The organism is Defluviitalea phaphyphila (genome assembly GCF_001466305.1).
In the GTDB taxonomy this organism is placed as follows: domain Bacteria; phylum Bacillota; class Clostridia; order Lachnospirales; family Defluviitaleaceae; genus Defluviitalea_A; species Defluviitalea_A phaphyphila.
Window position 1 is genome coordinate 115,724 of record NZ_JWID01000004.1, and the last position, 22,933, is coordinate 138,656.

Annotated in this window: 19 protein-coding genes; 1 reads left to right on the plus strand and 18 read right to left on the minus strand. The window is 27.0% G+C overall.

All coding sequences use genetic code 11. The features are described 5' to 3' along the window. Positions 1-16 precede the first annotated feature (16 nt). The 10 genes from OM90_RS04380 to OM90_RS04425 all read right to left on the minus strand — a co-directional run bounded on the left by OM90_RS04380 (position 17) and on the right by OM90_RS04425 (position 12,658). On the minus strand, positions 17-2,692 hold the full coding sequence (locus tag OM90_RS04380; protein WP_058485684.1) for a DUF5717 family protein: 2,676 nt from the start codon (positions 2,690-2,692) through the stop codon (positions 17-19). Between the two features lie 13 nt (positions 2,693-2,705). Then, entirely contained in the window at positions 2,706-3,872 is a 1,167-nt protein-coding gene (locus OM90_RS04385) for a DUF5717 family protein (protein WP_058485685.1), read from the minus strand. 163 nt (positions 3,873-4,035) lie between these two features. Then, the gene (nagA, locus tag OM90_RS04390; protein WP_058485686.1) at positions 4,036-5,217 is read right to left on the minus strand and encodes an N-acetylglucosamine-6-phosphate deacetylase; all 1,182 of its coding nucleotides are present in this window, start codon (positions 5,215-5,217) and stop codon (positions 4,036-4,038) included. 1 nt (position 5,218) lies between these two features. Then, the gene (locus OM90_RS04395) at positions 5,219-5,980 is read right to left on the minus strand and encodes a sugar isomerase domain-containing protein (protein ID WP_058485687.1); all 762 of its coding nucleotides are present in this window, start codon (positions 5,978-5,980) and stop codon (positions 5,219-5,221) included. A 1-nt stretch (position 5,981) separates the two neighbouring features. Continuing rightward, a complete protein-coding gene (locus tag OM90_RS04400) occupies positions 5,982-7,235 on the minus strand; it encodes a neutral/alkaline non-lysosomal ceramidase N-terminal domain-containing protein (RefSeq protein ID WP_058485688.1) in 1,254 nt (417 codons plus the stop codon). Between the two features lie 9 nt (positions 7,236-7,244). Continuing rightward, on the minus strand, positions 7,245-8,489 hold the full coding sequence (locus tag OM90_RS04405; RefSeq protein ID WP_242860861.1) for an AGE family epimerase/isomerase: 1,245 nt from the start codon (positions 8,487-8,489) through the stop codon (positions 7,245-7,247). A 21-nt stretch (positions 8,490-8,510) separates the two neighbouring features. Then, positions 8,511-10,013 (minus strand): sodium:solute symporter family protein, encoded by a 1,503-nt coding sequence (locus OM90_RS04410; protein WP_058485689.1) that lies wholly within the window; start codon positions 10,011-10,013, stop codon positions 8,511-8,513. Positions 10,014-10,025: 12 nt separating this feature from the next. Further along, positions 10,026-10,817 carry a hypothetical protein gene (locus OM90_RS04415; RefSeq protein WP_058485690.1) on the minus strand — a complete coding sequence of 264 codons (792 nt, stop codon included), beginning with the start codon at positions 10,815-10,817 and terminating at the stop codon, positions 10,026-10,028. A 22-nt stretch (positions 10,818-10,839) separates the two neighbouring features. Beyond that, complete coding sequence (locus tag OM90_RS04420) at positions 10,840-11,595, minus strand: glucosamine-6-phosphate deaminase (protein WP_058485691.1); 756 nt, start codon at positions 11,593-11,595, stop codon at positions 10,840-10,842. A gap of 4 nt (positions 11,596-11,599) precedes the next feature. After that, entirely contained in the window at positions 11,600-12,658 is a 1,059-nt protein-coding gene (locus OM90_RS04425) for a LacI family DNA-binding transcriptional regulator (protein ID WP_058485692.1), read from the minus strand. A 436-nt stretch (positions 12,659-13,094) separates the two neighbouring features. Between OM90_RS04425 and OM90_RS04430 the strand changes: the two genes are divergently transcribed. Beyond that, on the plus strand, positions 13,095-14,195 hold the full coding sequence (locus tag OM90_RS04430) for a pyridoxal phosphate-dependent aminotransferase (RefSeq protein ID WP_058485693.1): 1,101 nt from the start codon (positions 13,095-13,097) through the stop codon (positions 14,193-14,195). A 53-nt stretch (positions 14,196-14,248) separates the two neighbouring features. On the opposite strand, the gene nspC is transcribed toward OM90_RS04430, so the two are convergent. The 8 genes from nspC to OM90_RS04470 form a co-directional block, all read right to left on the minus strand. Then, a complete protein-coding gene (gene nspC, locus OM90_RS04435; RefSeq protein WP_058485694.1) occupies positions 14,249-15,397 on the minus strand; it encodes a carboxynorspermidine decarboxylase in 1,149 nt (382 codons plus the stop codon). A gap of 9 nt (positions 15,398-15,406) precedes the next feature. Continuing rightward, a complete protein-coding gene (locus tag OM90_RS04440; protein WP_058485695.1) occupies positions 15,407-16,606 on the minus strand; it encodes a saccharopine dehydrogenase family protein in 1,200 nt (399 codons plus the stop codon). Positions 16,607-16,617: 11 nt separating this feature from the next. Next, positions 16,618-17,466 (minus strand): agmatinase, encoded by an 849-nt coding sequence (gene speB, locus OM90_RS04445; RefSeq protein ID WP_058485696.1) that lies wholly within the window; start codon positions 17,464-17,466, stop codon positions 16,618-16,620. Further along, on the minus strand, positions 17,459-18,307 hold the full coding sequence (gene speE / locus OM90_RS04450) for a polyamine aminopropyltransferase (RefSeq protein WP_058485697.1): 849 nt from the start codon (positions 18,305-18,307) through the stop codon (positions 17,459-17,461). Before speE ends, speB begins: the two co-directional genes overlap by 8 nt. Before the next feature lies 1 nt (position 18,308). After that, on the minus strand, positions 18,309-19,751 hold the full coding sequence (locus tag OM90_RS04455) for an aminotransferase class I/II-fold pyridoxal phosphate-dependent enzyme (protein ID WP_058485698.1): 1,443 nt from the start codon (positions 19,749-19,751) through the stop codon (positions 18,309-18,311). A 2-nt stretch (positions 19,752-19,753) separates the two neighbouring features. After that, a complete protein-coding gene (speD, locus tag OM90_RS04460) occupies positions 19,754-20,575 on the minus strand; it encodes an adenosylmethionine decarboxylase (RefSeq protein ID WP_330381830.1) in 822 nt (273 codons plus the stop codon). A 342-nt stretch (positions 20,576-20,917) separates the two neighbouring features. Continuing rightward, the gene (gene thrC, locus OM90_RS04465; protein ID WP_058485700.1) at positions 20,918-22,402 is read right to left on the minus strand and encodes a threonine synthase; all 1,485 of its coding nucleotides are present in this window, start codon (positions 22,400-22,402) and stop codon (positions 20,918-20,920) included. A 208-nt stretch (positions 22,403-22,610) separates the two neighbouring features. Next, on the minus strand, positions 22,611-22,811 hold the full coding sequence (locus OM90_RS04470) for a cold-shock protein (protein ID WP_058485701.1): 201 nt from the start codon (positions 22,809-22,811) through the stop codon (positions 22,611-22,613). Positions 22,812-22,933 lie beyond the last annotated feature (122 nt).

The following is a 22,933-nucleotide window of genomic DNA, read 5'->3' on the forward strand; positions in this document are numbered from 1 at the left end:
CTCCTTTTAGTTTTTATCATATTAAATATCCTAAATTATTTGCGTTATTTTCATAAATTATATTTTCTAATTCTTCTTCTGCTTTTTTAAATTCTAAATCTTCAAAATAAATTATTGTATTATTTAACTTTTCATATAGTTTTTGAGGAGAAGTTTTTATATTCTTCCCTTTATTTGTATAGATTTTAACTTCTGTAAGTTCATAATTACCTTCTTTATCTATTTCTTCAATATAATATTCCATACTCTCATTATAAAATAAAGTTATACAAGTAGCATATAAATTAAAAGCCACATGATACATTCTTTTTTTAATTAGAGGAAAACCTGATATTTTATAGCAAAAATTAACTTCTTTTTTCTCTGTTGTATAATGTATAAATGGAATATTCTCCTCTATATACGAAAAATAAGGGAATTTGTCTTGCTTTTCTTTAATAATTGGTAAAATAAATTGATTTTTTTTCATCCATGAAAAGATAGGGTATATAATTTCTTTTTTATCCTTAACATCATTTGATAATTTTGAATAAACTTGTAGTAAAGCTGTTCCTAGTATCATATTTTTTGTTTTTTTAAATATGCTTTCTAATGGTTCTAAAGTTTTTTTATTAACTATTTTTTTATTTACTAAAATTTCATAACAACAATAAACTACAAACTTTTCTATAAGTGGAGAATTAGGTTCTTTTTCATAAAGACTTTGAAATACTTGCTCTAATTTTTCATCTAATCCATGAACCCATATGCCTTTTTCTAATATTTTTTTATCTATATAAAAAGTTGATTTTTCTAAAGAAATTACTATATCCCTTAATTTATACCAATCTTTTAAACTTCCTTCATAATTATTTATAACATAATTTAATATAAATATATCATATTTTCCATTTAAAAGTAATTCATAACTTTTATTTATAATAAAAAAGTCTTTTATTTCTAAACTAATAGACTTTTTAACTAATTCAAAACATATATCATTTTCAATTTTAGGTAATTTTTTAGCCCATGCTATAGCTAAATTAATTTCATTAATTTTAATAAAAGACCTTATTCCCTCTTGTATTTGTAATATATTTAAATTATTTGGATTTAAAGATTTAAAATAAAGGGCTGCCTTTTCTAGATTAGCGCTCCTAATAAATAAGCTTCCTAAAGCAGTAGAAGCCCTTATTCTAAATTCATTAGATATAATATTATTTTCTAAACATTCTAAAATAATTTTTTCAACTTTCTTATATATATTAGATATGCTTTTATTTTGTTCTATTTCATATATAAAATGTTTTGTAAGCATTATAAGAAGATTAGGATTCTTATATCCTTCATCATAATATTGTAATAAAATTTCTATTGGAATTTCTTTTATTAATTTTTTTACTATGATATATTCCTTAGAATAAATTTTTTTTTGCCTATTTCCTAAGCAAAGAATAGTTAAATCTGACTCTTTAGAAGAAGCCGCTTCTATATATAAAGTATTACCAGTAACTGTATATGTAGTCATATTTTCTTTTTCATTTTCCATAACCCAAATATACTTAATAAATGGAGAATTAATACTTATTTCATATAAAAACAAATGATCAAAAACTACTTGTTTGAACAAATAATTATTGGGATTTTTTTCAAGAAGTTTGAAATAAATATCTATGTAATATTTACCTTTTTTATTCTTTTTTAATGCATTTTCTCCAAAGTATAAAATTTTTTTATAATTTATTTTAAAAAGAACTTTATATTGTTCATTAGTACATATAATTGAATAAATATAAGCTTTTAAATCTTCACTTAAATTTTCTTTTATTAATGCAGACTGTATAATAGATAAAGGAATATCATTTATGTTAAGATTTTTGGCAGTTTCTAAATAATTTAAATATAAATTTTTTATAAAAAGTTGTCTTTTTATTGCGCTTTCATAAACTTTAAATGCTTCTTTATCTTTCTTATTTTGTTTTATACAAGCTTTACATAATAGATTTAAAAGTTCATTTGTATCCCATTTATTATAAATATCTTTTATATATGATATAGGGATTTTTGTATTATCTTTAAATTGAAGCATCCAATTTGTAAATAAAAGCATACTTTCTTTATTTATAATTTTATATTTTATGGAATATATAAATATGTATTTAAGTACATCTTGCATAGAATAAAAATAAGAAGGATTTAGAATAAAGATAGAATACATCTCTAAATATAAAAATGGACTTCTAAAACCATGTTTAAATGCTTCATAGTAGTATTTTATTTCATTTTTTTCATCTTCAAATAATTCTTTTTCTATTTTAGCCTTTAAAAAAAATAATATTCCTGCATTTTCTACTTTTAGACATTCATCAAAAACTCTAATACTACTTTGTATAAATATATGTCTTCCCGTATAATAATCTAATAATATTTTTAAATAATATAAAATCCCTAAAATTATTTTATCATTTTCTTTAAAATATTTTTTATATTGCAATAAAATTTTTATCATATTATTAGCTTTTTCATATCTTTCTAAATTAATATTTAATTGAATTCTAGCTAAGAAAACTTTTATATCCGTTGGGTCTTCTATATTAATTTTATCTAATAAATCTAAAGCTTTTATAAAATAATCTTTTCCTCTATTATTGTACTGCTGACCAATTAACCAATAGGATACGGCTTTTATTAAAGTTTTTTTGTATTCTATCATTTTATTTCCCTCACTAGCTAATTGCATTAACTTTTATGATATAGTTTTCTTTAAACTTATATTTTTTAGTATTAATACTTATTGTAAGCATTAATTCATAATATGGTTTTTTCCCTAAAATTCTCATATTCCAATTCTTTAAATAAATTATAAAAGGTATCTCTGCTTTTTTAGATATTAAATATCTTTTAGCTTCAAATTTTATAAATTTTTCTCTAGGAATTATTTTTACCTTAGCATCTTCTCCACTTCTATTTTTGATAATTAATGTTCCACTGTCTCTTTTATTATATATTTTTTTTGAAAAACTAATCTCAAAAATATCTTCTTTTTTTGCATAAATTTTATAAGGAATTTTTTCATCTTCGCATACAATATAAATATATCCTACACTTTTTTGAGAGGGTATTTTATTCTTTAAAATTTTATAATAAACTATTAATTGATTCTTTATAAAATCTTCACTAGTAAAATGAGTTTTATAAAAATTAACCCACTCTAGATTATTTTCTATATTAAATTCTACAAAGCCCCATCCTTTTTTTTGTATTATAATTTCTGTATTAAAATTATTGTCTAAATTAATAACTTCTATAATTGCCTTTTCTTTATAACCTGTTAATCTTAAAAAATATTCTAATGCCCAATCTCTATTAGTAGAAGTTAAAATAAGTTTATTATATAATTTTTCCCATGATAATTTTTTATATTGTTCAAGCCATATATAAAATTTAGGCGAAAAAAATATTTCTTTTGCCATATCCCAATTTTCTTTAGCTAATTTAGAAAAATCTTCTAATGTAGATATACTATCTTTTTCATTTAGTATTAATGTTGGTTCTTTAATATACATAAAAACTGAAACTTCTTCTTCTCCCCCATTAGATTCTATAAACCAGATATCTTCATATGTATTTCCCCATGCCATATCCTTAGTATCTATACGATATATTATAACTTGTTCATTTCCTACCCATTGACTTGGAATAAACTGAGTATATCCTTTTCTAGAAAAAATTCTACCTTTAAGTTCTCCTTTCCCTATATTTTTTAGCTTTATAGCTCCCGTGTACACACTAGAATAAATAATTTCTATATTTATTTCTTTTTTAGAAACTGAAAGTATTGGAGGTCCATCAGTATATTCTTCTAATTTAATTTCATATCTATCATCTTCCATTTTATCCCTCCGTACTTTTTAAGTCCTTTTTTTATTATATCCTAATCTATTATGATTTTACAATATTTTAAAATCTATTCAGCTATAAGCTTATCTACATCATAAAAAGAGTAAATACACCTACTTTTTGGTATATTTACTCTTTTATTTTAAAACAAATAAGTTATTTCATATAATTAATTTTCCCCATAACCATAACCATTTCAATATTTATATTTTTATCAAATATTAATAAATCAGCATCTTTATTGGGAGCAATGGAACCTTTATTTTTGTCTATATTAAGTAATTTTGCAGGAGTTAAAGACATCATTTTTACTACTTCATATAAAGGTGCTGGGGTTAATTCATAAAAAGTTTTAACAAGTCTATCAGTAGTTGCTACACTACCTGCAAAAGCACTTCTATCCATTAACTTTGCTACATTATCTTCAACAATAACCTTCATTCCTTTTTCTTTACTACCTAATATATATTCTCCATCAGGCATTCCTGCTGCTCTCATAGAATCTGTTACTAAACATATTCTATCTGAACCTTTTACCTTATATATAAGCTGAAGTAATTCCTTTGGTAAATGCTTTCCATCAGCAATTACTTCAACATATAAATCATCTAGTAAATATCCAGCTTCTACTGCTCCTGCTACTCTATAAGCATTTTTACGTGTTACAGTAGACATGGCAGAATAGAAATGGGTTAATGCAGATAAGCCATTTTCATAAGCTCTGATTACTTCTTCACAGGTTGCATCGGAATGAGCTAAGGAACTAATTATATTATGTTCTCTTAATGTATTTAAAAACTCCCTAGACCCTTCTAACTCTACTGCAAAGGACCATCTAATAATTCTATCTGTTGCATTTAATACTTCTTCATATTCACTTTTATCTGGATTTCTTAAATATTTAGGGTCTTGTGCTCCTTTTTGGCTATATGCAAAATATGGCCCTTCTAAATGAAGTCCTAAAATATTAGGAAAGCCTTCTTTTTGTAAATCAAGTTGATTAAAAAGACTTACTACATGAAGCAAGGACTCTTTCGTACTTGTAATAGTTGTAGGTACAATAGAAGTTGTCCCATGAAGCATGTGAGCTTTACATGCTTGATAAATGCTATCTATATCTCCATCCATAAAATCCGCATTTCCTGCTCCATGAGTGTGAATATCAATAAATCCTGGAGATAAATATTTTCCTTCAACATCTATTATTTCATCAGCTGAATCTTCTATTGTTTTATTAAATACTACTTTTTCAATATTTTTATCACAAACTAATACTTCTCCCTTTGTAATACCTGTAGGAGTAATAATATTGGCATTTTTAAATAATATTTTTTTCATATCACAACATCCTTATCTTATCTCTAAATCTGTGCATAAACTTATTATTCCACTCATCTCCACCAGGAGCATTTCCACTCATCCAAACTGGTGGTTTTATTCCTTCATCTACCATAATATTAATAGCTTCAATTACTACGCAATTTAATACATATGCATTAGCAAAAGTACTTAATGCTCCTATCTTTTGTTCAAAATCAGGCAATTTTATTACAGCGTCTCCTACTTTAACTTTACAGTCTATGGTATAATCAACTATTTCATGTAAATTTTTCTTTGAAGGATGACGAGCCACATGGTCTTTAGGACAATTATTGGCATGTTCATGAGAGCTAATTCCTATTACTGTTGCTCCATTTTCTTTTGCTTGTAACGCTGCATCAATTGTTGCAGAGTTAATACCATATGCATTTGCAACAATAAATAAATCTCCTTCTCCTATATTATAATCGTTTACTACTATTCTTCCATATCCTGGCAATCTCTCTGTTTGCATGGATTTTAATGCTCCAACACTTAACATAGTGTCTGTATTTAAAATTGCGTTAACATGCATAAGTCCACCTGCACGGAAAAATATTTCCATTGCAGCAAGATTAGAGTGTCCTCCAGGTCCCCAAATATAGAGTAATTTATCTTGTTTTACGTGATTTGCAACTACTTTAGCTACTTCAATAATTCTTTCCTTTTCATTTTCATGAATATCAGTAATAATACCTATTACTTCTTTATAATAAGCGTCCATTACTAATCCTGATTTCATTTTATTCACCTCTAATTAATTTTTTTATATTATTATGAATTTTTTCTTCTATTTCTGGTTTATAAGTTCCCGATAATGCAAAATATAATGCTGAACCCTCTGGTTCATATCCCCCTTCTGATATTTGTTTTTTTGTGCAAATATATCCAATCATTCCATTCGTATACGCCATAGAAATAATATTTTTATCAAGAGATTTTGCAAACTTAGAATAATATTGGGAAACTTCAGCATTAAATGTTAAAAAAGAAATTTTATCTGCAAAATCTATTTTATTTATTTCCATAATTTCATAATTTCTATTATCTTTTTCTAAAACTTTTTTAGCCCATTCTCTTTCAACTTCTACTTCTGACTTTAACATTAATATTATTTCATCTAAAGTTTTTAAATTTTCTTCATATAAAATCACTTCTTTTTTAGATGTTTTTAAATTAAAATCTAATAATAAGGGGTCTGTTTTTAAAGTTTTGCAACAATCTTCATAAAATGATGTTGCAAATTTTATAACTTCTTTGTAAGTACCAGATACAAATTTGTTCCCTAATACAAAATTAGGTCTTATATCCGCTGTACATCCTTGTAAAAATATAGATACACTACTTGGAAACTTTTCATCTAACATTCTAAGAGCTACTCCAGGATAATCTGGTTGTATATAATTTTCATTAGAAATATTTGCATGACATGGATAATGAATTATTAAACCCTTTAAAGTATGATCTTTTCTATATAATCCTACAATTGTTAAATTTCTATCTACTTCTATATCGTAATTAGGAGCCATAGTAACCTTTCCATCAACTATTACCCTCCTAAAAACGTTTAAATTAGATTTTCCATAATATATTTCCCCCGTAACTTCTTCCATATTTTCTAATGCTTTTTTTATGCCTTCTACAACCTTTTGTTTTAAAAATTCACTATATTTTTTATCATAAGTTTCTAAGGGGCTGGTAAAAAGATTGCTTGTAGGCGGTCCAGAATGATTATGAGAAGCTATAAAAAAAATATTATTTTTTTCTAGAGGAAATTTTTTAATTAAATCAGATTTTATATTTTTAACAAAATCAGAACCCCACCAAAGTAAATCTCCGTAAATAAATAATATATCCTTATTATCTTTATTGTAAGCATGTATTCTTATATAAATATCCTCTTTAACTTCTTCAAAATTGCTTGTGCGAGTTGCATACCCGCACAAGCGTACTGGATTTTGAGGAGTTATTTTTATTTTTGATATTCCTAGTTTCATATTTTCCCCTCAACTTTCATATAGCTCAATAATTTTTATAAAGTTTCTTAAAATATGAAATGGATCCTTAACTGGTAATGCTACTAATTTATCTTCTGGAGTACCATCCCTTTTTCTAATTTGTATCCATTCTCCTATTTCCTTATTTGGAAATGTATTAAATACATATTCAAAAGATTTTTCATAAAGTTTTATCATTTCTTCGTCATTTGTAAGTTCGTAAAGTAAAAGAAATAAATAGAGTATTTCAGAATGGGGCCACCACAGCTTCATATCATGAGTGTCTCTAATTAATAGTTCATAATCACTATTTTGGAATACTCCATGGGGAGCTGTTCCATCCTTGTCTACAAATCGAAGTAATCCGCCATATTCCTTATCCCATCCCAATTTAAAAGTTTTTTTAGAAATTCTAACAATTTTAGAAATATATTTATTTAAATCCCCAAATTCTCTTAAAAATTCTATGATAAACCACATATCCTCTAAAGTATGTCCAGGATTAATATGTCTATCTAGTAAATATGTTTCATAATTATCATCTATAGATATATATTCCCGTATCAAATCATTACAACAAAAATCTTCTAATATAGTATTAATTTGCTTAAGGCCGTATTCTATCTCTTTTTTATAATCAAGACCTAACTTTTGAAGCATCTTTATATATTCATAGGTAGTATTTAACATAATCATTGGAATAGAATGAACTTTATAACCTTCTGGAATAGGATAAGGCTGGGTTAGAAAATCATTTTGTTTAATACGTTCTGTAATACTATTATATAAAGCTGTTACTTCTTCTACTAATTCCTTTTTATTTAATGATTTAACATATTGTGCCATGCCAATTAATGCAAAACAATCTGCAAAAATACTTGCATCATATCTCTTAGTTTTCTCATCAACTAATTTATTCCCAAATTCGTCTAATAAGTAACAACATTTAGAATCATAGATGGAATATCTAGTAATAAAATTATATGTTTTATCCATTTGAACTTTTATACTTTCATTATCAATCTTAGGGAAAATATTTTTTTGATTTAAATCATAAATTTTACCAAGTATCCATAAATATCTTCCTTGAGACCAAGTAAATTTATTATTACTTAATTTTTTATCCCCAAAATTATTAATGCAATTTAATATTCCACCATTTTCTTTATCCTCAAACTGTCTCCAGTAAGGCATGAAATTATCTTGTATTTGTGAAATATAAAAATTTAAAATTTCATCTTTTTGCATTACCATCAGTTCTTTCTTTATATTTTCTTAATTATCTAATTTTACCATTAAATCTTCTATTTCATCAGGCACTTTATATCCTAATACATATTTGTTTAATAATCCTATACCTGCAAATAAAATAAATGATACAGCAAGGGGTGCAATTAATGCAACATCAGCTTCTAATTTTAATCCCATCTTGGTTAGAGCAAATACTCCTAATCCTCCAAGCATAGAAATAATAGCTGCTTTTGCATCTGAATATTTAAATTGAGGTAATAATCCAAAAAGTAGAGGAATAGCTGTAGGACCTAATAAAGCTGCAAACCATGATAGAATCAATCCAGTTACTCCACCAAGTTGATCTCTAAATAATGCTACTAAAATAGTTAATGAAGTAAATGCAATTGTAGTTATACGAGCATAATATAAGGATTTTTTCTCTGTCATATTTTTTAATTCAGGTTTAAAAATTGGAAGAACATCACGAGTTAAAACAGAAGAAATTGTATTTGCATCTGAAGTACACATAGATAATGTGTTTGCAAACATAGAAGCAAGAACTAATCCTACTAATCCAACAGGTAAAAATTCATTTGTTAACATAGCATATAAGTTTGCTTCTGCTTCTGCTTGAGTTAAACCTGGGAAAATAAGTGGTCCACACCACATTGGGAAAAATAAGATAAATGGCCATACTAAATAAAGTGCTGCAGATAGATAAGCTGATTTTTTAGCTTCTTTGTCATTAGGTGTTGAAATAAATCTTGCTGCAAGATTCCATGTCCCACCACTATAGCTAAAGAATATTACAAAGAAATAAAGTAGAGTCCATGATAAGGAACCTTGTCCTCTTCCTGCATTAAATATCGCTGTATTTGCTTCAGGTAACTCAGAAAATACACTAAAGAAATTAAGTCCATATTCACTTAAATGAGATATAACTCCAATAAATAATACTAAACCTGCTATAATTTGTACTACAAACTGCGCAAAATCTGTCCAAAGGTCTGCAATTAATCCTCCAATAGCAATATATACTAAAGATACTAAACTAGATACTATAATACCAATCCAAATAGGTAATCCTGTAAATCCATATAATAAAATTCCCATAGATGCCCATTTAGCACCTACATCTAAAAGCTTTACAACTACTCCGGAAATTGCTATAATTAATTGTGCTGCAGTATTATAACGCATTTTTAAATATTCTGTAGGAGATTGAATTCCTAAAGCCTTTCTTAAACGTGGCCATCTAGGGGCTATTAAAATTGCTCCTAGAACCATGGCAATAGCAATATTAACACCCCACCAAAAATAAATAGATATTCCATGAGTATATGCAATACCTGCATATCCTACAAATACAACTCCTGAATATCCTGATACATGATGAGAAATTCCAGATAGCCACCAAGGTATTTTCCCACCACCTACGAAAAAATCTTCTGAGCTTTTTACGGAAGTTACTGATTTAAAACCAATAATCAACATAACAATAAAAAATAGTGCAACCATAAAATAATCCAACGCATGCATGGTCATAAAAATACCCCCTTATTTTAAATTTCTTAGTCTTTTGATCCTCTGATTTGCATAATAATTATTAAATTCCTTATACTTTGTTTTTTCTTCCCTCCCTTCTAATTTTTCAATTTCATTAATATATTTTTCAACATCATTTACATTAAAGTATGATGTTAAAAACAAATCTAATTTTGTTTCTTCATAGGATATATATTTATTCCAAAAAAACAAATATATTAATGAACAACTTACTACTAAAAAAGGTAAAATAAAGTACGCAACCATAGGATTAAAATAATCTAATAATTCTATTTTTAATACTAATCCTCCTAAAATAACTATTGCTAATATTAAAGCTGGCATTACAAAACTTAAAACAATCTTAACTAAACTTTTTCTTCTATATTTTTCTATTTCTCTGCAAACTGCTATTTTTATAAACTTTTTGCTTTTACTTTTTAACAAATTTTCACTAATTACTACTTTTAATTTTTCTCCTGATTTCATGTAAAGGGGGGAAAGTATTTCTATATTTCTTACTAAAAATGAATACTTGTCCAAATCCTTAGAGCTAAAATATTCAACATCATATTTTATGGGTAACTCCAAATTAATTGGTTTTAAATCCGTATATTCTTTCAAAGGTCTCGGCAAATAAATAAACTTTTTAAATAATTGATAAATCACCAAAGTTCCTATAAAAAGAATCGGATAAAATATCCACACTTTTCCATAACTCAAGATTAAAGATAATATTAAAACAATTATAGTTAATGGAATAATCCCTAAAATATAATATTTGTTATTACTTTTAAGCTTCATCTAGACTCCCCCAATATATTATCTACAATTTTGATGCACATGCCTCATCAATATACATATTGACATTTTTTGTAATACGCAAAATGGAAGCAGGACATTTTTCAGTAATTTCTCCCTTTAATGCTGAAGCAACTGCATTTGCCTTATTAATTGTTGGAACAATACAAAAAATATAATCAGTATTTAATAAAGTAGGAATAGTAAGAGTTATGGCTTTTTTAGGAACATCTTCTATAGTAGGAAAACATCCATCATTAACTTGCTGTATTCTACAAGATTCTTCTAATTCAACTACTTTAACAATCTTTTCATCTTTAAAATTGGCAACACTTGGATCATTAAAAGCAATATGTCCATTTTCGCCAATTCCCATAAAAACAATATCAATATGACTATTTTTTATTAATTCTCCATATCTTTTACATTCTTCTTCAGGATCAGCAAGTCCATTTAACAAATTAACTGATTTAAAAGGAACTTTTTTAAAAATGGCATTATTTAGAAAACCACTAAAGGACCTACTATCTCCTATCTCAAATCCAATATATTCATCCATATGGTATGCATTTATCCTGCTCCAATCAATGTCTTTATTTTCTGCTAAACTTTTTAAAAATTCATTTTGTGATGGAGCCGCTGCAAAAATACAGTTTATTTCTTCTTTTTTAGAAAGCAATTCTTTAATTACTTCTGCTGCCTCCTTTGCTGCTACCTTTCCCATTTCTTCTCTTGTTTCAAAAATCTTTAAATCTATTTCCCCAAATTTTAATTGTTTCATTGTATTACCTCCTTAATTTTATGTGTATTTTTTTAACTGAATTTCTTTCAATAAGAGTAGGTTGTAAAATTATCTTATTATTTTCTATCTCTTTGCCTTCTATTCTGTCTAAAAGCATTTTTGCAGCTAAAGTTCCAGTTTTATATGCAGGTTGATGCATTGTTGTAAGAGACGGATTTATCATTTCACCAATTGAAATATTATCAAATCCAATAACTGATATATCATTAGGAACATCTATCTTATTACTCATTAATTCTTTTATAATCCCAATAGCAGTCATGTCATTTATAGCTACAATGGCATCTGGTAATGTTTCTGATTTTAGAAGCATCTTAACCAATTTTTTGCCGTTTTCATATTCTCTTTCTCCCTGAAATTCCATATCTTTTATAGAAGATATAACTACCCTTTTTCTATTAAATCTTAATCCATTATCTCTTAAAGCTTGTTTGTATCCCTTATATATCATTTTTCTACTTTTTCTATCTATAGGGGCAGTTAAAAAAGCTATATCTTTATGTCCACATTTGATTAAATATTCTACAGCAAGATAACTACTTTTATAGAAGTCAAAGGATACACTATCATATTCTAAATCTTCATAGTTTTGGTCAAATAATACAAACTTCATATTATAACTAGACAAACTTTTTAAAAATGTTTTACTCGTATTAATAGTAGATATAAGCATTCCTGCTACTTGTTTCTGTAATAACATATCTAGATGTTTTTTTTCTAATTTAGAACTATTATATGAACTACAAACAATAGGCACATAATCTCTATTTATACATTCTTTTTCTACAGCAGAAATTAACTGAGCATAAAAAGGATTTGTAATACTAGGTATAATTACTCCAATCTCTCTACTCATGCCTCCCTTTAACATCTTACTAAAAATATTTGGTTTATAATTTAATTCTTTAGCTATTTTTAATACTTTTTCTCTTACTTCTTTTTTAACCGGATAATTAGTATTATTTAATACTCTAGATACTGTCGCAATGGAAACATTAGCAAGCTTTGCTATATCAGAAATTGTTGGAGCTTTTTTCCCCATTTACAATATCACCTCTTACAATAAACCTATTATAAAAATATTTGATATATAGTAAACGTTTTCTGTTTTGTTTATAAAAAAACTGTGTCAAAACACACAGTAAACGTTTTCTTTATAATAACAATAATTTTGTTGAATGTCAATATTTTTATTTTTATAACTATTTAAAATTTATATATATATCTTAATATCCTTATATATAGTTTCTTAAATATTTAGTCAAATTATTCAGAATATATGTTTTTTATTGTATAATTTTAAGCTTTTTTAATTTCTTTTTTAAAATAATTTATATATTATAACTACTTTTTTTATATATTTTTAATAATTTATTATTTAAAAATATTTTTTTATTAAAAACTCTTGCGTAAATAATATGATATAATTAAATTTAATGTATAATATATAAAAATTTATTTATAAAGAGGAGAATACTATGGAAAAATCGAAACATTATTTACATGGTGGAGATCTTGAAGCTATAGAAACCTTTTATAAAATTCCTAGAAATGAAATTATTGATTTTAGTTCTAATGTAAATCCTTTAGGAATCTCTCCGAAAGCTAAAAAAGAATTAGCTAAAAATTTAGATTTAATCTCCACATATCCAGATAGAAAATACACAAAACTTCGTCAAAAACTTTCTATATATACAGGTGCTGATTTTGAATCTATATTGGTAGGCAATGGTTCAACAGAACTTATCTCCCTTTTTATTAATCTAATTCATCCTAAAAAAGCTTTAATCATAGGACCTACTTATTCAGAATATGAAAGGGAAGTTATTTTAAATGGGGGACATATAGAGTATTACCCTTTAAAAGAAGAGCTAAACTTTGAAATTGATATTAATAATTTTAAAAAAAGCTTAACTGAAGATATAGACCTTTTAATTTTATGTAATCCTAATAATCCTACTAGCTCTGCTATATCTAGAACTAATCTTGAAGAAATTTTATCATATTGTAAAAATAAAAATATCTTTGTTATGATTGATGAAACATATATAGAGTTTGCTAAAAATATGGACAATATAAGTTCTGTACCTTTGATAAAATATTTTGATAATATTATTATTCTTAGAGGAATTTCTAAATTTTTCTCTGCTCCTGGGCTTCGTTTTGGATATGGCTTGTGTGGTAATATGGATTTAGTAAATAAAATAAATGAAATTAAAAATCCTTGGACTATAAATATATTAGCTTCCTTTGGAGCTGAAATTATGCTAGAAGATATGGAATATATAGAAGCTACAAAAAAACTTATAAATTCTGAAAGAGATAAAATATATAATTCTCTTAAAAATTTAAAAAATATTAAAGTATATAAACCTACTGCAAATTTCATTTTATTTAAACTACTTAGAAATGATATTACTTCATCAGATATATTTGAAAAATTAATTAAACAAAAAATGCTTATAAGAGATGCCAGTAGCTTTCCTTTCTTAGATTCTAGATATATGAGATTTTGCTTTTTACTACCAGAACAAAATCAAAGACTTATAAATTCTCTTAAGGAAATTATAGAAGATTAATTATTGTTAAAAATTATAACCACCCGTAAAACGGGTGGTTATGATTAAATATATTACGATAAACGACTTTTAAAATCCTCATATCCAAATTGTCTAATTATTTTTATTCCATCTTTATCATTATAATTAACTATAGATGGTAAATTAATTCCATTGAATGTGTTATTTTTTACCATTGTATATATAGCCATATCAGTAAAAACTAATATATCACCTATTTTTAAAGGTTTCTTAAAAGAATAATCCCCTATTATATCCCCTGCAAGGCAGGTAACTCCTCCAAGTCTATAAGTATAAGGATATTCTCCTGGTTTACCAGCTCCTATTATATTAGGTCTGTATGGCATTTCTATAACATCAGGCATATGGCAAGCTGCAGAAGTATCTAAAATAGCAATATCTATCTCGTTATTAATTATATCAAGTACTCTAGTTACAAGATATCCTGCATTTAAAGCTATAGCTTCTCCAGGTTCTAAATAAACTTCTAAATCATACTTTTCTTTTAGAGATATTATGACTTTAATTAATGTTTCAATATCATAATCAGGTCTTGTAATATGATGACCTCCCCCTAAGTTAATCCACTTCATTTTCTTTAAATATTTCCCAAATTTCTCATCTACGATTTTTATAGTACGTTCTAATACATCTGAATTTTGCTCACACATAGTATGAAAATGGAGGCCATCAATTCCATCAAGTTCATCTTCTTTAAAGTTCTTTAATGTTATTCCAAGCCTTGAACCTTTAGCACAAGGATTATAAATTTCTGTTTTTATCTCAGAATATTCTGGATTAATGCGTAATCCACACTCAATTTTTTTCTCTGAATTTTTAATTTTATCCTTATATTTATTCCATTGAGAAAATGAATTAAATATTATGTGATCACAAAAGTTCATAATTTCATCAAATTCTTCTTCCCTGTATGCTGGAGAGTATATATGAACTTCTTTTCCTTTCATCTCTTCATACCCAAGCCTTGCTTCAAATAGTGAACTTGCAGCAGTACCGCTTAAGTACTGTCCTATTAAAGGATATAAAGAAAACATAGAAAAAGCTTTTTGTGCAAGAAGAATACGGCATCTTGTTCTATCCATTACGTTTTTTAAAATTTCCAAATTTTTTATTATAAGTCTTTCATCAACTACATACGCTGGAGATGGTACTTTACTAAAATTTATATCTATCTTATTCATTTTCTCCTCCTAATCTATAAGCTCTGGGGAAAAACTTTCTTTCCATGGTAATCCATACTTATTTAATGCATCCATATAAGGATCGGGATCAAATTCTTCTACATTAAATACTCCAGGTTTTTTCCACTTACCAGTCATCACCATTAATGCTCCAATCATTGCTGGTACCCCTGCTGTATAAGAAACTGCCTGTGAACCTACTTCTTTATAGCATTCTTGATGATCACAAACATTATAGAGATAATAAGTCTTCTTTTTACCATCTTTTATGCCTTGGAAAATACATCCAATATTAGTTTTCCCTTTTGTCCTTGGACCTAAAGTTGCTGGATCAGGAAGTACTGCCTTTAAAAATTGTAAAGGCTGAATTTTCATTCCTTGAAATTCAATAGGCTCTATAGAAGTCATTCCTACATTTTGTAAAACTTGAAGATGAGTTAAATATTTTTCTGAAAAAGTCATCCAAAATCTTATTCTTTTTACCCCTTTTATATTTTTTGCTAAGGATTCTATTTCTTCGTGATGTAAAAGGTATATATCCATTTCTCCAATTTCAGGAAAATTATATTTTCTTTTTATTTCTAAGGGTTCTGTTTCAATCCATTTTCCATTTTCCCAATAACTTCCTTTTGCTGTTATTTCACGAATGTTAATTTCTGGGTTAAAATTTGTAGCAAAAGGATAACCATGGTCTCCTGCATTAGCATCTAATATATCAACATAATGTATTTCATCAAAATGATGTTTTTTAGCATAAGCTGTAAATACTCCCGTTACTCCTGGGTCAAATCCACTTCCTAAAAGAGCTGTTATCCCTGCATCCTTAAACTTATCTTTATATGCCCACTGCCATTTGTATTCGAATTTAGGTATATCTGGAGGCTCATAGTTAGCTGTATCAACATAATCGGTCTTTGTAGCAAGACATGCATCCATAATTGGAAGATCATGATATGGTAATGCTACGTTTATTACAATATCAGGTTTAAATTTATTAATTAAATTAATAATTTCTTCTGTATTATTTGCGTCAACTTGAGCAGTTTGAATTTTTGTTTTTCCTCCATCTAATTTTTGCTTTAATTCATCACATTTTGATTTTGTTCTACTAGCTATACAAATTTCTTCAAAAACTTCAGGAGCTTGAACACATTTATGGGCAACTACACTGCCTACTCCACCTGCTCCAATTATCAATGCTTTTCCCATTTACATTCCTCCTATTTATAAATTAATAAAAGTAGCTCTCTAAGAAGTTTACAAGCCAGGGCAGTTGAAGCTCCTGTTATATCTAAAGGCGGAGATAATTCTGTTATATCCAAGCCTACAATATTTAACTTTGATACTTTTTTTAGAGCATGTAATAATTCATTAAAAGTTACTCCTCCTGCTTCCGGAGTTCCCGTCCCTGGAAATACAGAAGTATCTAGTACATCTAAATCTACTGTTAAATAAACAGGCTTATCTTTCAATCTTTCAACTATTAAATTTAAATTATCAAAATTAAAAAAACATGTTTTAACATGCATTTTTCCCCAATAGATTTCTTCTCTACAACCGCTTCTAATACCAAACTGAAATATTTTATCATCGCCTACTAAATCCCAGCAGCGTCTTATAACCGTAGCATGGGATAATTTTTCTCCTAAATATTCATCTCTTAAATCAGCATGAGCATCAAAATGGATTATATGAAGATTTTTATATTTTTTTACTATTCCTTGAACTGCTCCTAAAGTTACTAAATGCTCTCCTCCAATCATTAATGGAATTTTATCATCTTTTATTATTTTAAAAACATATTTTTCTATTTTCTCTAATACTTTTTGTACATTGCCAAAGGGAAGTTCTAAGTCTCCTCCATCAAACACATATATATCTTCTAAATCTTTATCTTGATATGGACTATAAGTTTCTATAGAATAACTTTCATTCCTAATAGCTGAACTAGCAAATCTGGCCCCCGGTCGATATGAAGTAGTTCCATCGAAAGGAGCTCCAAATACCACTATTTTACTATCATTATAATTCTTATCACACCCTAATATAGTATGAATATTTTTATGCATTTTTCAAAAGCTCCTTTACATAGTTAGGAAGTGCAAAACATCCCTTATGTAATTCTGTATTATAATATCTAGTTTTTAATCCTAGAGAATTCCACTTTTGTGCTTTTAAATCATCAACAGGATTAAATCCTTTAGAAGCAAACCCAAACAACCAATGTCCTGAAGGATATGTGGGTATGTGAGCTTGATAAACATAAGCCAGTGGAAAAACAGATTTTATTTTTTTATGAGCTTTCTGCATTGCTAGTGCATCTTTTGGATAATAAGGACTTTCATGCTGATTGATTAAAATTCCATTTTCTTTTAATGCTTTATAGCAATTCCCATAAAATTCTTTTGTAAATAATCCTTCTCCTGGTCCAAAAGGGTCAGTTGAATCAACAATAATTAAATCATATTCTTCTTTTTTACTACGTACATATTTTAATCCATCTTCAAAATATATATTAACTCTACTGTCATCTAATTTAGAAGCTGTTTGGGGGATGTATTTTTTACATGTTTTTACTACCATTTCATCTATTTCAACCATGTCAATTTTTTGTATTGTTTTATATCGTGTAAGTTCCCGTATTGTCCCCCCATCACCAGCTCCTATTACAAGAACATCTTTTATTTCAGGATTTACTGCCATAGGTACATGAGTTATCATTTCATGATAAATAAATTCATCTTTTTCTGTAATCATTAAATATCCATCTAAAACTAATATTTTCCCAAAATTATAGGATTCTAATATATCTATTCTTTGGAACTGACTTTGTTCACTGAATAATTGTTTTTTTATTTTAATTGAAAATCTTGCATTTTCTATATGTTTTTCTGTAAACCAAAGTTCCATATTATTCCTCCATAACTTTTATATTCTCAATGTTCATATCTTCTGTCCCCATAAGTAAGCTTCCTTTTTCTTTATTATAAATTATATAATCTATTATCTCTTCTGTTATTCTTTCTCCAGGAGCTAATATAGGAATACCAGGAGGATAAGCCATTATAAATTCACCACTTATTTTACCCTTACTATTTTTAATAGGCACAGACTTTTTATTACTATAAAACGCTTTTTGAGGCGTATATACTACTTCAGGATTTATATAATTATGGTCATATATAGATGTAGAATCTTTAGAATAAATCCTCTTAATTTCATAAAGAGCTGAAACTAATCTTTCTATCTCCATATCTCTGTCTCCAGATGATATTACTGCAAGAATATTACTTAAATCTCCAAATTCTATTTGTATGCCATATTCATCTCTAAGAATATCATATACTTCTACTCCAGAAAGGCCAATATCTCTAGTATTTACAGAAAGTTTTGTAATATCAAAATCATATATTGCATCTCTATCAATTAGTTCTTTAGAAAAAGCATAATAACCGCCAAGTTTATTTATTTCATCTCTTGCATATTGAGAAAGTTCTATAATTTTTCTAATAATTTCTTTGCCATTTAAAACTAAATTTTTTCTGGCTAAATCAAGAGAAGATAACAGCAAATAAGAAGCACTTGTTGTTTGAGTAAGATTTATTACTTGTCTAATATAGTCACTATTAACATTTTCGCCGCATAAAAGTATAGAACTCTGAGTTAATGAACCTCCTGTTTTATGCATGCTCACAGCTGCCATATCCGCTCCTGCTTCCATAGCCGAAACAGGCAAATTTTCTTCAAAATAAAAATGTGTTCCATGAGCTTCATCTACAAGCACCATCATGTTATATTTATGAGCTATTTCTACTATTTTTCTTAAATTAGAACATATTCCATAATAAGTAGGATTATTTACTAAAATAGCTTTAGCATCTGGATTTTTTTTGATTGTTTTTTCTATATCTATAATAGACATACCTAAAGCTATCCCAAGTCTTTTATTAATACCGGGATTAACATACACAGGAATTGCTCCAGATAATACAAGAGCATTTATAGCACTTTTATGTACATTACGAGGCATAATAATTTTTTCTCCAGCTTTACAAACAGACATTACCATAGCTTGAACAGCCGCTGTTGTACCATTGACAATAAAAAAGCAACTGTTAGCACCAAACGCTTCTGCAGCTAATTCTTGAGCATATTTTATAACTGATACTGGATGGTTTAAATTATCAAGGGGCTTCATAGAATTTACATCAACCTTAAGACAGTTTTCTCCTAGAAACTCCGTAAGTTCTTTATTCCCTCTTCCTCCTTTATGCCCTGGAACATCAAAATGCACTATTCTTTCAAGTTTATGTTTTAGCAAAGCTTCATATATGGGGGCCTTTTTTTGTTCCAATTTTAATTACCTCCATATATGTTCATACCACTAAAAATATCTATCATTTCCTTTCGAAGTTGTTCCATTATCTCTAATCTTTTTCTAGGAGAAATTTCATGTATGTCTTTATTAAAAAGATAATTCTGCAAGTCTATTTCTTTTATAAGCATTTTTGTATGAAAAGTATTAGTTTGATATACATTTACATCAACCGAATCATATTTTTCTAATATTTTTTCATCTATATAGTCTTGAATTGACTTTATATTATGATCTATAAAATATTTATTTCTATGAATATCCCTTGTAAATCCTCGAACTTTGTAGTCAATAGTAATAATATCTGAATCAAAACTATTTATTAGAAAATTTAATGCATTTAAAGGCGAAATTTTCCCACAAGTAGATACATCAATATCTACACGAAAGGTAGAAATAGCATTATCGGGATGGTACTCCGGAAAAGTATGAACTGTAACATGGCTTTTATCTAAATGAGCATGAATAGTATCCCGGCTTATGCTATATATATCTTCTAAAATTCCTTGGTTACAGCTGTCATCTACTTGATCTGGCATTAGTGGCTCTTCTGCTATTAAAACATTTACAGATGCTCCTTGCGGGTCATAATCCTGCTTTGAAATATTAAGAATATGTGCTCCTATTATGTCAGTTACTTCACATAAAATTTCAGTAAGCCTTTCTGAATTATATTGTTCATCTATATACTCTATATATTCTTTTTGTTCTCTTTGACTTTCTGCATAACATACATCATAAATATTAAAACTAAGAGATTTTGTAAGATTGTTAAATCCATATAAAGCCAGTTTTTTTCCCAACCCTAACACCACTACCTTTCTTCGGATAAAATAATCAATTTATTATTAACATATTTTTTGTTCAAATGCAATATTGTTTTTTTACACTTTTGCTAACAGTTTTATTTAATAAAACTATAAGAAATTTCGATATATAAATTTATTAATGTCAAACGCATAAAAAAATAAATTATAATTTTAAGTCTTATTAATAAATATTAGGTATATGACTATAATTTAAAAAATTTTTATAAAAGTTTATATATGCTACAAAAACTTATTTTTACATTAAAGTAGACTCAAAGTCAATAGTGGAGCAGAATTTTTAAGATTCTACTCCAAATATTAACAAAGAGCCATATTTTATAATATTTCTTCTACTACTTTTTTCATATCATTCTTTTTACAAACCTTATTATGAAGAATTGGTCTTTTATCAATATCTTTTATTCCTTTTGGGATATCTTTTTTAGTTAATTCATTCATTTTTTCTATTAGTTCAAAATCTGAATAATCTTTATACTTTTTATCTATAGCTCCCATAACACTGGTAGTAAACTTATATGGACTTGCAGTAGAAGCTATAACTGTTTTAGTCATATCTTTTGTTTTGCTTACATAATCTTTATATACAGCATATGCTACTGCTGTATGAGTATCTATTAGATATCCTGTTTTTTCAAATAATTCTTTTATACGTTTAAGAGTTTCTTCTTGAGTTGCAAATCCTCCATAAAAATCTCCTAATCTTTCTTTCATCTCATTCGTAATCTCATAATTTCCTTTGACTTTTAATGTTTCCATTAATTCTTTTGTCTTATTTGTATCTTCTCCTGCTATTTTAAATATTAACCTTTCTAAATTACTAGAAATAAGTATATCCATAGAAGGTGAGATAGTAAGAATAAATTCTCTGTCTTTATCATATTTCCCTGTATTAAAGAAATCATATAATACTTTATTATCATTAGATGCACATATTAATTTCCCCACAGGAAGTCCCATCTGCTTAGCATAATAAGCTGCTAGTATATTTCCAAAATTTCCTGTTGGTACTACCACATTAAAAATATCTCCAAGGGATATTTCCTTTTCTTTAACCATTTGAAAATAAGCATAAAAATAATATACTACTTGGGGAACTAATCTTCCTATATTTATTGAATTAGCAGATGATAACATATAGTTATTTTCATTTAATTTTTTATTAAATTCTTTATCTCCAAATATTTCTTTTACTCCATTTTGAGCATCATCAAAATTACCTTCAATTCCTATTACATAAGTATTATTACCTGTTTGAGTTGTCATTTGACGTTTTTGAATTTCACTAACTCCATCTTGAGGGAAAAATACTATTATTTTTGTCCCTTCTACATTAGCAAATCCTTCTAAAGCTGCTTTTCCTGTGTCTCCTGATGTAGCTGTTAATATCACTATTTCTTTCTCTATATTAAGTTTTTTAGCAGCTGTTTTTAAAAGATAAGGAAGTATGGATAAAGCCATATCTTTAAAAGCTAAAGTAGGACCATGAAATAATTCTAAAAAATATACTCCATCTTTTTTCACTACAGGAGCAATTTTAGGAGTATCAAATTTTGTATCATAGGCTTTATTAACACATTCTCTTAATTCATCTTCTGTAAAATCTGTCAAGAAATGTTGCATAATAGTATATGCTAATTTTTGATAATTCATATCTTTTAATTTTTCTAAAGAATATTCTAATTTTGGCATCTCTTCTGGGACAAATAATCCCCCGTCACTAGCAATCCCTTGAATAATGGCTTGGGAAGGGGAGATATTTTTTTGTCCTCCACGGGTACTTTTATATTTTATTTGTTTCATTATATTTCCTCCTCAAGTATTAAAAAGTTGTATAAATTATATCATAAAAATTAAAATAATATAACTATTTTATGTATATACAATTTTATTATGATATAATTTATCTATCTTCTAAAGTTTGTGCATGTTTTTCTATACAAAAATACCACCCATTTGGGTGGCATTTTTGTGTAGCGATATATATTTAAATATATAATAATTATCCTTATTATAATTTAGATACATTCGCTGCTTGAGGTCCTCTGGCTCCTTCTACAACTTCGAATTCTACCGCTTGACCTTCTTCCAAAGTTTTAAAACCTTCTCCTTGGATAGCAGAGAAATGTACAAATACATCATCTTCTCCCTCTACAGAAATAAAGCCAAATCCTTTCTCTGCATTAAACCATTTTACTGTACCTTTTTTCATTTAAAAATCCTCCAAAACAAAAATTTATTTGGCATACTGCCTATTTAAAAGTATCATATATTTGACCTAATGTCAATTAGTTATGAAAAATAATTTTACTTTTCATAACAATGATACTTTAC

What these genes read in the sequence shown, in the direction of transcription:
- OM90_RS04380 (WP_058485684.1), bottom strand. Translation starts at nt 2,692, where the DNA reads ATGATAGAATACAAAAAAACTTTAATAAAAGCCGTATCCTATTGGTTA.
- speE (WP_058485697.1), bottom strand. Translation starts at nt 18,307, where the DNA reads ATGGAACTTTGGTTTACAGAAAAACATATAGAAAATGCAAGATTTTCA.
- thrC (WP_058485700.1), bottom strand. Translation starts at nt 22,402, where the DNA reads ATGAAACAAATAAAATATAAAAGTACCCGTGGAGGACAAAAAAATATC.
- OM90_RS04400 (WP_058485688.1), bottom strand. Translation starts at nt 7,235, where the DNA reads ATGAAACTAGGAATATCAAAAATAAAAATAACTCCTCAAAATCCAGTA.
- OM90_RS04440 (WP_058485695.1), bottom strand. Translation starts at nt 16,606, where the DNA reads ATGGGAAAAGCATTGATAATTGGAGCAGGTGGAGTAGGCAGTGTAGTT.
- OM90_RS04385 (WP_058485685.1), bottom strand. Translation starts at nt 3,872, where the DNA reads ATGGAAGATGATAGATATGAAATTAAATTAGAAGAATATACTGATGGA.
- OM90_RS04410 (WP_058485689.1), bottom strand. Translation starts at nt 10,013, where the DNA reads ATGACCATGCATGCGTTGGATTATTTTATGGTTGCACTATTTTTTATT.
- OM90_RS04470 (WP_058485701.1), bottom strand. Translation starts at nt 22,811, where the DNA reads ATGAAAAAAGGTACAGTAAAATGGTTTAATGCAGAGAAAGGATTTGGC.
- nagA (WP_058485686.1), bottom strand. Translation starts at nt 5,217, where the DNA reads ATGAAAAAAATATTATTTAAAAATGCCAATATTATTACTCCTACAGGT.
- OM90_RS04405 (WP_242860861.1), bottom strand. Translation starts at nt 8,489, where the DNA reads ATGGTAATGCAAAAAGATGAAATTTTAAATTTTTATATTTCACAAATA.
- speB (WP_058485696.1), bottom strand. Translation starts at nt 17,466, where the DNA reads ATGCATAAAAATATTCATACTATATTAGGGTGTGATAAGAATTATAAT.
- nspC (WP_058485694.1), bottom strand. Translation starts at nt 15,397, where the DNA reads ATGAATAAGATAGATATAAATTTTAGTAAAGTACCATCTCCAGCGTAT.
- OM90_RS04430 (WP_058485693.1), top strand. Translation starts at nt 13,095, where the DNA reads ATGGAAAAATCGAAACATTATTTACATGGTGGAGATCTTGAAGCTATA.
- OM90_RS04425 (WP_058485692.1), bottom strand. Translation starts at nt 12,658, where the DNA reads ATGGGGAAAAAAGCTCCAACAATTTCTGATATAGCAAAGCTTGCTAAT.
- OM90_RS04395 (WP_058485687.1), bottom strand. Translation starts at nt 5,980, where the DNA reads ATGAAATCAGGATTAGTAATGGACGCTTATTATAAAGAAGTAATAGGT.
- OM90_RS04420 (WP_058485691.1), bottom strand. Translation starts at nt 11,595, where the DNA reads ATGAAACAATTAAAATTTGGGGAAATAGATTTAAAGATTTTTGAAACA.
- OM90_RS04415 (WP_058485690.1), bottom strand. Translation starts at nt 10,817, where the DNA reads ATGAAGCTTAAAAGTAATAACAAATATTATATTTTAGGGATTATTCCA.